The organism is Cupriavidus sp. LA-1, assembly GCF_055385985.1.
In genome coordinates, this window is record NZ_AP031388.1 from 330,882 (window position 1) to 343,514 (window position 12,633).

Here is a 12,633-nt window from a genome sequence, read left to right on the forward strand (position 1 = left end):
CCGATCTGCCGCTGACGGCGCCGGTGCGTTGCGGCGCGCGAGTTGGCGCCTGGTCCGCAGGCCGCCTGCTGGCCGGCGCTTGTATCCCAATCCCAACAACGGAGACATGCCTTGATCATAAAAAGCCGATTCACCCTGGGCCTGTTGGCAACCGCAGCCCTCATCGCGGCAACCCCTGCCTGCGCGCAAGAACAGTGGCCAACGAAAACGATCCGCTTTGTCGTGCCGTTTGCCGCCGGCGGCGCCAATGACCTGATGGCGCGGGCGGCAGCCGAGGGGGCTTCGAAGGTGCTGGGCCAGACCGTGCTGATCGACAACCGGCCCGGCGCGGGCGGCACCGTGGGCGCCGACCTGGTCGCCAAGAGCGCGCCGGATGGCTATACCTTCCTGATCAGCGCCGCCGGGGTCATCTCCAACAGCATGATCAAGAAGTCCATCCCGTTCAAGGATGACGCGCTGGTGCCCGTCGCCATGATCGGTCTTGCGCCCTCGGTCATCGTGGTGCCGAAGAACGCGCCCTACAAGGATCTGCGCGAGTTCGTCGAGGCTTCCAAGAAGGGCAACGGCTTCAATTTCGCCACCGCGGGCACCGGCAGCACCCCCCACTTCGTGGCGGAAATCCTGAATGTGAAGTACGGCGCGAAGCTGCAGCCGGTGCCCTACAAGAGCGGGTCGGAAAGCACCACGGCAGTACTGGGCGGCCAGGTGGAGGGAACATCGGAAGCCAGCATCATCGCCCTTCCGCATATCCTGCACGATGGCAAGTTCAAGGCGCTGGCCACCACCTGGACGCAGCGCATCTCGGCCTATCCGCAACTCTCCACCGCCGTGGAGCAAGGCTTCCCGGACCTGCAGATTGCCCATTGGGCCGGCGTCCACGCGCCCAAGGGCACGCCCGACGCCATCCTGGACAAGGTCGCCGCGGCGGTGGACAAGGCGATGAAGGACCCGGCCACCGCCGCCCGGCTGAAGGCCGTGGGCATCGAGCCCATCGGCGGCACGCGTGCGGACTTCGTGAAGTTTGTGGATGCCGAGCGCAAGCGGCTGGGCGAGATCGTCAAGGCCGCGAAGATGCAGGAAAAGTAATCGCAGCTACCGACAGGCCGCCCCATCGGTCAAGACACAGGGGCGGCCTTGCTTCCACCGACTACCCGGCGTCGGACTCGGTGATGCAGGCCGACGCCGGGCTGATGTTCGCCAACCGCGCCGCCGACGGTGGCGCGCCCATCGCCCACGCCGCGCTGCTGCGCCAGCAGGTGGCCGAGCAGATCGCAACGCGGCGTGCATCCGACCGAGACCGGCGCAGCAGCGGTCGCCCACAGAATTGGCGATAATGAATCCACTTGGCGCAGCGCAAACAACGTTCCGACTCAAAGCTTTGCAATCGGCTTTGCCCGAACTCGCCGCACATCAGGAGGATGTCTGCCATGCTGAAATGCCCGTTCATCGCCGCCAAATGCGCGCTCGCTTCGCTTGTCATCCTCGTCGCTGGATGCAGTGGCATGCCCGCACAGCAGACAAGCGGTGCCGAGCGGCTCTACATCCTCAATTGCGGCGAGGGCGTCGCCGGTGACATCTCGCGGTGGTCGCCCGGCGTCAATATCGGCAAATCCATGCCGTTCGCGGAGAATTGCTACCTGATCAAGCACGCCCAGGGCTGGATTCTGTGGGACACGGGCCTGGAAGACGCCATCGCCGCCCTGCCCGACGGGGAGGTCCCGGCTGATCCAAGGGCTATACATTGGCGTCGGCCGAAAACGCTCGCGAGCCAGTTGGAGCAACTCGGTGTCAAGCCCTCGGACATTAGATATGTTGCGATTTCTCACAGCCACCCGGACCACATCGGCAATGTCGAGATGTTCCCGCAGGTGATGCTGCTGGTGCAGAAAGCTGAGTACGAATGGCCCGGCGCCAACAACGCACCGCGCTTCAGGCCCGGGCATCCGGTCACCAAGATTGAAGGCGACAAGGACGTGTTCGGCGACGGTAGCGTCACGATATTCTCGACGCCCGGCCACACACCCGGCCATCAGTCGTTGCTAGTCAAGCTGCCAAAGACCGGCGCGGTCGTACTGTCGGGCGATGCCGTCCACTTCAAGAGCAACTGGGACAATCGCCGAGTTCCTTCAATCAATTTCGACAAGGACAAGACGCTGGCCTCGATGCAGCGCATCGCCGATATACTCGTGCGCGAAAAAGCGCAGCTCTGGATCAATCATGACAAAGCACAGCGCGACACTCTGAAGATGGCACCGCAGTATTACGAGTAAGCCTTGTCGACATGCCACGGCCCCCCATTCGGGAGAGGGGGCAATAACAGGGCGACCTATTTCTGAGGCGAGATGCCCCGACCGAGGAGCGACCAGGGAAAGTCACTTGCCGGCCAGGAGCGGTCGTACACGAGTGCCCGCTCTCAGAAGTTGTTCATCGGGCGCGCTCGACCCCGAAGAATGAAGCGGGCTTCGGGCCAGAAGGAAGTTCAAGGCTCGCGATCCCGAACCGGTTAGCCTACACTGCACTTGTCGCTCTGGTCCGAGTACATCTATGAGCCCCGACGAGCACAACCACTCCGAGCTGTCGCCAATCCAACTGCGGGTGCGCGCGCTCGAGACAATTCTGACCGAGAAGGGGTACGTCGACCGTGCCGTCCTCGACCTTATCGTCGAGCGATACCAGACCAAGATCGGCCCTCACATCGGGGCTAGAGTAATCGCCCGGGCGTGGGTTGATCCCGAGTTCAAGGCGGCGCTGCTGACCGACGCGACCAAAGCGATCGCAGCGCTCGGTGTCGTCAGTCATGTGGGCGATCATCTGATCGCGGTGGAGAACACGCCCGGGCATCACAACATGGTCGTCTGCACGCTGTGCTCGTGCTACCCATGGGACGTGCTTGGGCTGCCACCGGTCTGGTACAAGTCGGCCGCTTATCGCTCGCGTGCCTTGTCAGATCCGCGCGGCGTGCTGGCCGACTTCGGTGTCGTCCTGCCAGAAGACGCGCGGATCCGAGTCTGGGACTCGACCGCGGAGACCCGCTTCCTTGTGGTACCACCCCGCCCCGCCGGCACCGAAGGCTGGCCCGAGGAGCGCCTGGCGCGGCTCGTTACCCGTGACTGCATGATCGGCACCGGCTTGCCCCGGCGTCCCGAGGAGGTATCGCCATGAACGGAATTCATGACATGGGGGGCATGCACGGCTTCGGTGCGGTCCAGCCCGAGGCTGACGAACCCCCGTTCCATGCGCAGTGGGAGGAGCGCGTGCTGGCTATGCAGCGGGCCATGCGTTTCACACGCGCCTGGAACATCGACATGTCTCGCGACGCGCAGGAGCGGCTGCCTGCCGAGGTGTACCTCTCGGTGTCCTACTACGAAAGATGGGCATTGGGAATCGAGCGCAACGCCGTCGAACGAGGGCTGATCGGCGCCGATGAAATCGCCGCAGGGCATGCCCTGCATCCGGGCAAGCCCGTCGAACGGGTCATGACGGCAAACGACATCGAACACGCATTCACTCGAGGCTCTTTCGCTCGCCCGCCCAAGAAGCCGGCCAGGTTCAAACCGGGCGAGCGAGTGCGCACGAAGAACATCAACCCGCCCACGCACACGCGCTTGCCACGATACGCACGCGGCCGTGAAGGAACGATCGAGGCGATCCGGGGTTGCCATGTCTTTCCGGACTCCGTCGTGACAGGCACGGGAGAAGACCCACAGTGGCTCTACACAGTCGTCTTCGAAGGCCGCGAACTCTGGGGAGCGGACACCGACGCCACGCTCACCGTTTCGATCGAGGCATTCGAGCCCTACCTCGAATCAGCGTGAAATGAAGGTCGATCCAGCCGCAGCGCGTGATGCTGCCGAGGCCGTACCGGGCGTTCCCCATGACCAGGAAGGCCCGGTGTTCCGCGAGCCGTGGGAGGCACAGGCTTTTGCTCTGGCCCTGGTCTTGCACCAGCAGGGCCTCTACACCTGGCGCGAATGGGCAGCAACGCTGGCAGAAGAGATCAGGCGCGCACAGCTTGCCGGCGATCCAGATACGGGCGAGACCTACTACCTGCACTGGCTTGCCACGCTCGAGCACCTGATGGCAAGTAAAGGCGTCGCGAGCACAGAGACGCAGGCGCGCTACCGCGAAGCCTGGCACCACGCCGCGCATCGCACGCCTCACGGCACACCTATCGAGCTGTCGCATGGCGATTTCACAGGAAACGAGGATTCATGATCCCGCTAGGCTGCCCGGACGAGGAATAGCAAGCGCATTAACAACTCGCCATCTGCCACCGTGTTCTTGCCTCGCTCGGCTGGACGGAGTTGATCGACAACCACATTCACGTCAACCAGGTACGGCCCAGGCTAGCCCGCCGAGCGCTGCAAGCGCATCGATACTGAAAAGCTCTCCGCCGGATGCACCGTGACCGAGACTTCAAAGGTCTCGCCCGCCGCGTCCATATAGCGCCGCACGATCTTCAGCGCGGCAGCACCGGGATCCAGCCTGAGCGCGTCGGCGACGCGCCGGTCGCTGACGGCAACCGCGCGCACATCCTGGTAGATCTCGGCGATCTGCCGGTCATAGCGTGACTCGATCAGCGTGCTGACCAGCGTGTCGGGCGACTCCCGCACCATGTCGCCGATCTCCGCATAGGCAGGATCCACGTAGACATCGGTCCACGCCATCGGCGTGCCGTCCTTGCCGCCATCCATGCGCAGGCTGGAGATGCGCAGCCAGCGCGCACCGGGCGCGCAGCCGATTTCCGCCGCCACATCGGCCGGCACCGCGACCTCCTCCACCGACTGCACCACGCGCAGGTGCTCCGCACCGAACTGCACCAGGTCATCCACCGACGCCAGCGACGGCCGGAACACCGGCCGCGGCCTGGCCGATTCCACCCGCGTGCCCACGTTCTTGCGCCGCGACACCAGTCCCAGCTGCTGCAGCTCCTGCAGCACCGCGCGGATGGTGTAGCGGCTGGCCTGGTACTGCTCGCACAGCTCGAATTCGGTGGGCAGCAGCGACCCGACCGCATAGCGGCCGGTGGTGATCCCTTCGATAAGTTGCCTGCTGATCTCTGCTGGATTGGATTTGTTCATGACCGCCTGCCGCGTCACAACCATTGGACGCGGGTTAACCCTCATTTTCTAAATATGTTCGAACATATTTAATGCTGGATATGTTCGAACATATTACCGGACTGCCCCTTTCCCCTCAAGGTAGCACCATGACCCTGTTCTCTGCCCCCACCGCCAGCACCGTCGTTGATTCCATCCTGTTCCGCGATGCTTTCGGCACCGCCAAGATGCGCCAGATTTTCTCCGATGTGGCGCTGATCCAGCGCTATATCGATGTCGAGGTCGGGCTCGCCCGGGCCGAGGCCAGGGTCGGCGTGATCCCGGCGGAAGCGGCCGAGGTGATCGCCCGCGAGTCGCGCCTGGAGCGCATCGACTTTGACCATATGCGCGAGGAAACCGACATTGTCGGCTATCCGATCCTGCCGCTGGTGCACCAGCTGGTGGCGATGTGCGGTGAAGCCGGGCGCTACGTACACTGGGGCGCGACCACGCAGGACATCATGGACACCGCGGTCGCGCTGCAGGTGCGTGACGCGCTCGACAGCATCGACGCCGATATCCGCGAACTGCGCGGCATCCTGGCCGGCCTGGCGGTGAAGCACCGCGACACCCCGATGGCGGGCCGCACCCACCTGCAGCAGGCGCTGCCGGTGACCTTCGGCTACAAGGTGGCAATCTGGCTGGCCATGTTCGACCGCCACCAGCAACGCCTGGCCGAGCTGCGCCCGCGCGTGGCCGTGGTCGAATTCGCCGGCGCCGCCGGCACGCTGGCGTCGCTGGGCGGACAAGGAGAGAACAAGGGCTTCGCCGTGCAGCAAGCCCTGGCTGAAGAACTGGGCCTGGGCGTTCCCGCCACCACCTGGCACGTGGCACGCGACGGCTTTGCCGAGGCTGTGAACCTGCTGGCACTCATCACCGGCTCGCTCGGCAAGATCGCGCTCGACATCATGATCATGGCGTCGACCGAGTTCGCCGAAGTCTACGAACCCTTCGTCAAGGGCCGTGGCGCCAGCAGCACCATGCCGCAGAAGCGCAACCCGATCTCGAGCGAGCTGATGCTGGCGGCCTCCAAGGCGGTGCGCCAGCACGCCGGCCTGATGGTCGACGCGATGGTGCAGGACTTCGAGCGCGCCACCGGCCCCTGGCACGCGGAATGGATCGCCATCCCCGAGAGCTTCATCCTGAGCGCCGGCGCGCTGCACCAGGCCAAGTTCGCGCTCGGCGGCCTGATCGTCGATGAAGCCCGCATGAAGCACAACCTGGGCATCTCCAATGGCCTGATCGTGGCCGAGGCCGTGATGATGGGCATGGCCCCGTACATCGGCCGCCAGCAGGCGCACGACGTGGTCTACGACGCCTGCCGCACCGTCAACAAGCACGGCGGCACGCTGGCCGACGCGCTCGCGGCGCTGCCCGAAGTCACCCGGCACTTCGACCGCGCCGCCATCGACCGCATGACCGATCCGGCCAACTACCTCGGCCTCGCGCCGCAGATGGTCGACCGCGCCATCGCCCTGTCCACGCAAACCGCAGCCTGAGACCGCAGGCATCCGCTCGCATTACTGGTGGAGGAAGACGACATGCAACACCCAACTATTCAGGCGCCGGCCGCACCGGTGCCGCCCAGGCCGCTGCCGTGGTACCGCAGGCTCGGCATGCAGGTGCTGGTCTCGCTGGTACTCGGCATCGCCGCCGGCTTTCTGTTCCCGCAGTTCGCGTCCAAGCTCAAGCTGCTGGGCGACATGTTCCTCTCGCTGATCAAGGCCGGCGTGGCGCCGCTGGTGTTTCTCACCATCGTGCATGGCATTGCCTCGGCCGGCGACGTCAGGAGCGCGGGCCGGGTCGGCTGGCGCTCGATCGTCTACTTCGAGGTGATCTCGACGGTCGCGCTGGTGGTCGGCATGCTGGCCGGCAACCTGCTGGAGATCGGCAAGGGCATGGCCAGCGTGGCGCCAGGCAGCGCCGCGCCCGCGGCCAAGGCGGCCGCGCCGCAGGGCTTCCTTGAGTTCATGATGCATATCGTGCCCGACAACTTTGTCGGCGCGTTCGCCAAGGGCGAGCTGCTGCAGGTGGTGGTGCTGGCGGTGATGGTCGGCATCGGCATCCTGGCCATCCCCGAAGCGCGCCGCGAGAAGATCAACGCCGGGCTGGACAGCATCTCCGAGGTGCTCTTCGCCTTCATCAACCTGGTGATGAAGCTGGCCCCGATCGGCACCTTCGGCGCGGTGGCGTACTCGGTGGGCAGCAATGGCACGGCGGTGCTGGTCGCGCTGGCGCAACTGGTGCTGAGCTTCTACGCGGTGGTGGTGGTGTTCATCGCGGTCGTGCTCGGCGTGATCGCGAAGCTGGCCGGCTTCAGCCTATGGCGCTTCCTGCGCTATATCAAGGAAGAGATCCTGATCGTGCTCGGCACCGCCTCTTCGGAAAGCGCGCTGCCGCGCCTGCTGGTCAAGCTGCAGCGGCTGGGCTGCGCCAAGCAGACGGTGGGCCTGGTGCTGCCGACGGGCTACGCCTTCAATCTGGACGGCACCTCGATCTTCATGGCCATGGGCGTGATGTTCATCTCCCATGCCTATGGCGTGCCGCTGACGCTGGACCACCAGATCGGCATCCTGCTGCTGATGCTGCTGACCTCCAAGGGCGCGGCCACGGTGTCGGGCGGTTCGTTCGTGGTGTTTGCCGCCACCGTGACGTCGACGGGCATGCTGCCGGTGGAAGGCCTGGCGGTGATCTTCGGCGTCTACCGCTTCCTGTCGATGGCGATCTCCACCTGCAACACGATCGGCAACAGCGTGGCGACGGTGGTGGTGGCCAAGTGGTCGGGCACCTTCGACGCCGGCACTGCCGAACGGCATCTCTATCCCGAACGCTATCCGGAAGTCGCGGCTGAAGACGCCGCCTTCAGCGACGGCGCCCTGCCCCAGGCCCGCCCCGATTCGCCCGGCATGCCGCTGAACAAGGCGCAAGCCATCTGACACCAAAGCCAAACAAACCAAGGAGACAACCGATGAACCCCATCAGCAAGCTGGCCGCATGCGCGGCACTTGCCCTCGCCACGGCGGCGGCCGCCACCCCGGTGCTGGCACAGGCCTGGCCGACCAAGCCGATCACCTGGATCGTCCCGTTCGCCGCGGGCGGCCCGACCGACGCGCTGGCGCGCACCATTGCCGAGCGCGTTTCGCGCGAGGTCGGCCAGTCGATCATCATCGACAATTCGCCGGGTGCCGGCGGCACCGTCGGCGCGGCCAAGGCGGCGCGCGCGCCGGCTGACGGCTACACCATGCTGGTGGGGCATATGGGCTATATGGGCGCGGCTCCCGCGCTGTACAAGAAGCTGTCCTACGATCCGGTCAGGGACTTCGCCCCCGTGTTCCGCTTCCCGGATACGCCGATGGTGCTGATGGTGCGCAAGGGCCATCCCGCCAAGGACGTGCGCGCGCTGGTCGAGTACGGCAAGAAGAACCCGGGCAAGCTCAATCTGAGCAACGCCGGCATGGGCTCCACCTCGCACCTGGTCGCGGCGCTGTTCGCCGCGTCGGCGGGCATGCAGGTGTCGCTGGTGCCATACAAGGGCGCCGGCCCCGCGCTGATCGACGTGATCGGCGGGCAGGTGGATGGCATGTTCGACCAGACCAACACCGCGCTGCCGCAGATCACCGAGTCCAAGGTGCGCCCGCTGGCCGTGACTTCGGCCACCCGGGTGGCGCAGCTCAAGGATGTGCCCACGCTGGCGGAGTCGGGGCTGCCCGGCTTTGAAGCGAGCACGTGGTATGGCATCTACGCGCCCAGGGGCACGCCTCAGGCCGTGGTCGACAAGATGCAGCAGGCCTACCTGAAGGTGATGAGCGACAAGGCCTTTACCGGCAAGATGAGCGCACAGGCAATCCAGATGCTGCCGCCCGAGCAATACACCGCCGCGGCGCTGGGCAGCCACACCCAGGCCGAGATCACCCGCTGGAAGGCCGTGGCGGCCAAGGCCAACATCTCGCTGGACTGAGCACCATGACCGGATTGCGCGTAGAGCACGATGCCTTCGGGCCGGTCGACATCCCCGCCGACCGCTACTGGGGCGCCCAGACGCAGCGGGCGCTGGGGATCTTCGAGGTCGGGGAAGAGCGCTTCCCCGCCTGCCTGGTCCACGCCTTCGGCGCGCACAAGATGGCGGCGGCCAGGGCCAACCTGCGCTGCGGCGTGCTGGATGCCGCCATCGGCGAGGCCATCATCGCCGCCGCGGCCGAGTTGCGCAGCGGCCAGTTCGACAGCCATTTCCCGCTGACCATCTGGCAGACCGGCTCGGGCACGCAGACCAATATGAACGCCAACGAGGTCATCGCCAATCGGGCCAACGAGCGCTTCGGCCAGGCCCTGGGCACGCGCGCGCCGGTGCACCCGAACGACCACGTCAACGCGTCGCAGTCCTCCAACGACAGTTTCCCGACGGTCATGCACATGACCGCCGCGCTGGAGCTGGAAGACCGGCTGCTGCCCGCGCTGGCGCTGCTGCGCGACACCCTGCGCGAGCGCGCCCACGCCTTCGCGGATGTGCTCAAGATCGCGCGCACGCACCTGATGGATGCCGTGCCGATGACCATGGGCCAGGCCTTCGACGGCTTCACCGCGCAGGTCGATCACGCCATCGAGCGCGTGCGCGACGCCCTGCCGCGCCTGCTGTCGCTGCCGCAGGGCGGCACCGCGGCCGGCACCGGCCTGAACGCGCCGGCGGGTTTCGCCCAGGCGTTTTGCACGGAAGCCAGCGAGCTGACGGGCCTCGCCTTCCGCCCCAACCCGTGCAAGGTCGAGGGCATGGCCGCGCACGATGCACTGGTCGAGCTGTCCGGCGTGCTCAACGTGATCGCCGTCTCCTTCACCAAGATCGCCAACGACCTGCGCTGGCTCGGCTCCGGCCCGCGCTGCGGGCTGGGCGAGCTGCTGATCCCGGAAGACGGCCTGACCTCGTCGATCATGCCCGGCAAGCGCAATCCGACCATCGCCGAGGTGATGGTGCAGGCCGCCATGCAGGTCGCCGGCAATCACGTCACGGTGACGATGGCGGGCGCCTCCGGCTGCTTTGAACTGAACGTGGCCAAGCCGGTGCTGATCTATAACGTGCTGCAGTCGATGCGCGTGCTGGCCGACAGTGCGCGCGTGTTCGCGCAACGGCTGGTGCGGGGGCTGGTCCCCAACCATGATCAGCTGGCGCGCAACCTGGACAATCCACTGCTTGCGGTGACCGCGCTCAACCCGGTGCTGGGCTACGACCGTGCCGCGCAGATCACGACGCTTGCCGTCGCGCAGGGAATCTCGCCGCGGGAAGCGGCGATTGCGCTGGGATTGCTGAGTGGGGAGGAATTTGACCGGCTGGTGAACCCGATGCGGCTGGCGAAGGGGAACCCAATTCACTGATGCCGCCGCAGCAGGCAACAAAAAAGGCGCTCCGACCATGGCCGGAGCGCAATTGCGTTGGCGGGATCCAAAGACCTGTCGAAACGCCAATCCGCGACAGTCTTCTTCGCCTCCCGTCCCGATAATCGCTACCGGCGCGCCGCCATCCGCAATGGTTGCGGCAGCGTCCCTCACAAAAGCGCGACGGAGACTTCGATGACGACAACAACCCCTGGCGCAGACCTGCGCACGCTTCGCGAACGCGTGGTTCGCGATCACTTTGCCGACGAGATCCGGCAGGACTTCGATGCAGTCCTGTCAACGTTTCCGCATCCGCACTACGAGCTCATCGCGAGCGGCGCAGTGTTCGATGGCAACGATGACGTCCGGAAGTACTACACGCAAAGTCGCGTGGCCTTCCCGGACCAGCGCAGCGAGATCATCCAGCTCCGGCACACCGACGATGCCGTGATCGTCGAGTTCTGGCTGCTTGGCACGCATCGCGGCAACCTGAACGGCCTGCCACCGACGGGAAGGCCGTTCCGCTGCCGCATGATCGCCCTCTTCCTGTTCGACGGGCAGACGCTGACCTGCGAACGGATCTACTACGACAGCCTGTCCATGATGCAGCAGCTGCTGGCCGGCTTGCCTGCCGCGCAGAAGGCGCAGGCCCTTGCCGGCCTGTTGCGGGACACGACGGCAGACCAGGCCGCCGCGGCGTAAGTCGCCATTACCGATCACGATTGCTACGGAGACACGATATGCCCTTGCCGCAAGCCACGACGCATCAGGAACGCCTGCTGACCATCAACACCAACGAAGTCCCGCGCCTGCCGACGGAAGTGCCGGGAACCACCATCACCCCGCTGTTCCTGGACCGCGAGAACGGGGTCTGGGTGCTCTACGGAAAATTCGAACCAGGCACGGTCTTGCCAACGCATTTCCATACGGGCACGGTACATTTCTATACCACGCGCGGCATATGGCACTACGCCGAGTACCCGGATGATCCGCAAACGGCGGGCAGCTACCTGTATGAACCTGGCGGGTCCATGCACACCTTCATGGTGCCGGCCGATGCCAGCGAACCGGCCGAAGGCCTGATGGTGGTCTATGGCGCCAACATCAACTTCGTCAATGGCGAGTACCACAGCATCATGGACGCCGGTGCCATCGAGGAAGCCCTGCTGGCCGCCGTGAAGCTGGGCGCCATGCCGATGCCGAAGTACATCCGCCCGAAAGGCGGCGCGGAGTTTGCCAGCGCCAGGTAGCGGGAGCGTCAGGCCAGGCGCCGCAAGGCGTCCTGGTCCAGCAGCGTGACGTGCCCGTAGTGCAGCCGCAGGATCCGCTGGCCTTCCCACTCCTTGAGCTGCCGGTTGATGCTCTGGCGCGAGACGCCCAGCATGTGCCCAAGGTCCTCCTGGGACAACTGCAGCGCCCCATCCCCGCCGGCCGGCGCCGACAACGCGTGCGCGTGCTGCGCCGCCAGCAGCCTGCGCGCCAGCCGTACCGGCAGCGGTTGCAGGATGGTCTCGTCGATCCACTCCAGCGCCCAGCGATAGCGCCGGCAGATCAGTCGCGTGAATTCCATCAGGAACGCCGGGTGATGGTCGACGATGGCGTGGAACGCCTGCGCCGGCACCATGAGCACCTCGCAATCGACCACCGCGCGCGCGTCATAGACGCGCTGCGCCTCCATGAACAGCGAGACTTCGCCGAACCATTGCCCGCGTTCCAGCACGCTCAGCACGGCCTCGCGGCCGTTGGCCGCCGTGACGCTGAAGCGCACGCGTCCGCGCTCCACGCAGAATAGCGCCTCCGGCGACGAGCCATAGGTGAACAGCACCTCGTTCTTCACCAGCTGCCGGCGCATGACATGGGCGCGCAACGCGGCCTCCAGTTCGGGGGACAGCAGTTCCGGGCCGGCGTAGCTGCCGGCATCCGCGAGGCCTGGCATGGGCGGTCAATCCAGCGTGATGCTGGCTTCCCCGGCCACACGCTTCCAGATCTCGATCTCCCGCAAGTTGACGGCAGCACGTTCCGCGCCACCGAGGTAGCCGGGGGTGAAACCCCCGTCGTTCATCTTCGCCATGACTGGCGGATCCTGCAGCGTGTCCTTCAGCGCCGCGGCGTGGTCGCCGCAGAGGGAATGCTTCATGACAGTTGTCTCCTGAGTACTTGTTCTGACCTG

At 65.8% G+C, this 12,633-nt stretch carries 15 protein-coding genes; 12 read left to right on the forward strand and 3 right to left on the reverse strand.

Going from position 1 to position 12,633, the window contains the following annotated elements:
- Window positions 1-135: 135 nt before the first annotated feature.
- The 6 genes from ACZ5MJ_RS20550 (at window position 136) to ACZ5MJ_RS20575 (ending at window position 4,215) form a co-directional block, all read left to right on the forward strand.
- Window positions 136-1,086, forward strand: coding sequence for a tripartite tricarboxylate transporter substrate binding protein (locus ACZ5MJ_RS20550; RefSeq protein WP_464226560.1), 951 nt, complete (start codon window positions 136-138; stop codon window positions 1,084-1,086).
- Between the two features lie 83 nt (window positions 1,087-1,169).
- Entirely contained in the window at window positions 1,170-1,334 is a 165-nt protein-coding gene (locus ACZ5MJ_RS20555) for a hypothetical protein (protein ID WP_464226686.1), read from the forward strand.
- Window positions 1,335-1,418: 84 nt separating this feature from the next.
- Window positions 1,419-2,270 carry an N-acyl homoserine lactonase family protein gene (locus tag ACZ5MJ_RS20560; protein WP_464225470.1) on the forward strand — a complete coding sequence of 284 codons (852 nt, stop codon included), beginning with the start codon at window positions 1,419-1,421 and terminating at the stop codon, window positions 2,268-2,270.
- Between the two features lie 274 nt (window positions 2,271-2,544).
- Window positions 2,545-3,162, forward strand: coding sequence for a nitrile hydratase subunit alpha (gene nthA / locus ACZ5MJ_RS20565; protein ID WP_464225471.1), 618 nt, complete (start codon window positions 2,545-2,547; stop codon window positions 3,160-3,162).
- Entirely contained in the window at window positions 3,159-3,815 is a 657-nt protein-coding gene (gene nthB, locus ACZ5MJ_RS20570; RefSeq protein WP_464225472.1) for a nitrile hydratase subunit beta, read from the forward strand. The genes nthA and nthB overlap by 4 nt, the downstream gene beginning before the upstream one ends.
- A gap of 1 nt (window position 3,816) precedes the next feature.
- Window positions 3,817-4,215, forward strand: a complete 399-nt coding sequence (locus tag ACZ5MJ_RS20575) for a nitrile hydratase accessory protein (protein WP_464225473.1) — start codon at window positions 3,817-3,819, stop codon at window positions 4,213-4,215.
- 131 nt (window positions 4,216-4,346) lie between these two features.
- On the opposite strand, the gene ACZ5MJ_RS20580 is transcribed toward ACZ5MJ_RS20575, so the two are convergent.
- Complete coding sequence (locus ACZ5MJ_RS20580; protein WP_464225474.1) at window positions 4,347-5,081, reverse strand: GntR family transcriptional regulator; 735 nt, start codon at window positions 5,079-5,081, stop codon at window positions 4,347-4,349.
- 128 nt (window positions 5,082-5,209) lie between these two features.
- Here ACZ5MJ_RS20580 and ACZ5MJ_RS20585 point away from each other — a divergent pair, with 128 nt between their 5' ends.
- The 6 genes from ACZ5MJ_RS20585 to ACZ5MJ_RS20610 all read left to right on the forward strand — a co-directional run bounded on the left by ACZ5MJ_RS20585 (window position 5,210) and on the right by ACZ5MJ_RS20610 (window position 11,713).
- A complete protein-coding gene (locus ACZ5MJ_RS20585) occupies window positions 5,210-6,598 on the forward strand; it encodes a class-II fumarase/aspartase family protein (protein ID WP_464225475.1) in 1,389 nt (462 codons plus the stop codon).
- 42 nt (window positions 6,599-6,640) lie between these two features.
- Entirely contained in the window at window positions 6,641-8,035 is a 1,395-nt protein-coding gene (locus tag ACZ5MJ_RS20590; RefSeq protein ID WP_464225476.1) for a cation:dicarboxylate symporter family transporter, read from the forward strand.
- A gap of 32 nt (window positions 8,036-8,067) precedes the next feature.
- Window positions 8,068-9,057 carry a tripartite tricarboxylate transporter substrate binding protein BugD gene (locus ACZ5MJ_RS20595; protein ID WP_464225477.1) on the forward strand — a complete coding sequence of 330 codons (990 nt, stop codon included), beginning with the start codon at window positions 8,068-8,070 and terminating at the stop codon, window positions 9,055-9,057.
- A gap of 5 nt (window positions 9,058-9,062) precedes the next feature.
- Window positions 9,063-10,463 carry a class II fumarate hydratase gene (locus tag ACZ5MJ_RS20600; RefSeq protein WP_464225478.1) on the forward strand — a complete coding sequence of 467 codons (1,401 nt, stop codon included), beginning with the start codon at window positions 9,063-9,065 and terminating at the stop codon, window positions 10,461-10,463.
- Window positions 10,464-10,658: 195 nt separating this feature from the next.
- Window positions 10,659-11,165 carry an ester cyclase gene (locus ACZ5MJ_RS20605; protein ID WP_464225479.1) on the forward strand — a complete coding sequence of 169 codons (507 nt, stop codon included), beginning with the start codon at window positions 10,659-10,661 and terminating at the stop codon, window positions 11,163-11,165.
- Between the two features lie 38 nt (window positions 11,166-11,203).
- Window positions 11,204-11,713 carry a 2,4'-dihydroxyacetophenone dioxygenase family protein gene (locus tag ACZ5MJ_RS20610; protein WP_464225480.1) on the forward strand — a complete coding sequence of 170 codons (510 nt, stop codon included), beginning with the start codon at window positions 11,204-11,206 and terminating at the stop codon, window positions 11,711-11,713.
- 8 nt (window positions 11,714-11,721) lie between these two features.
- On the opposite strand, the gene ACZ5MJ_RS20615 is transcribed toward ACZ5MJ_RS20610, so the two are convergent.
- A complete protein-coding gene (locus ACZ5MJ_RS20615) occupies window positions 11,722-12,399 on the reverse strand; it encodes a Crp/Fnr family transcriptional regulator (RefSeq protein ID WP_464225481.1) in 678 nt (225 codons plus the stop codon).
- A gap of 6 nt (window positions 12,400-12,405) precedes the next feature.
- The gene (locus ACZ5MJ_RS20620; protein ID WP_464225482.1) at window positions 12,406-12,600 is read right to left on the reverse strand and encodes a hypothetical protein; all 195 of its coding nucleotides are present in this window, start codon (window positions 12,598-12,600) and stop codon (window positions 12,406-12,408) included.
- Between the last annotated feature and the right edge of the window lie 33 nt (window positions 12,601-12,633).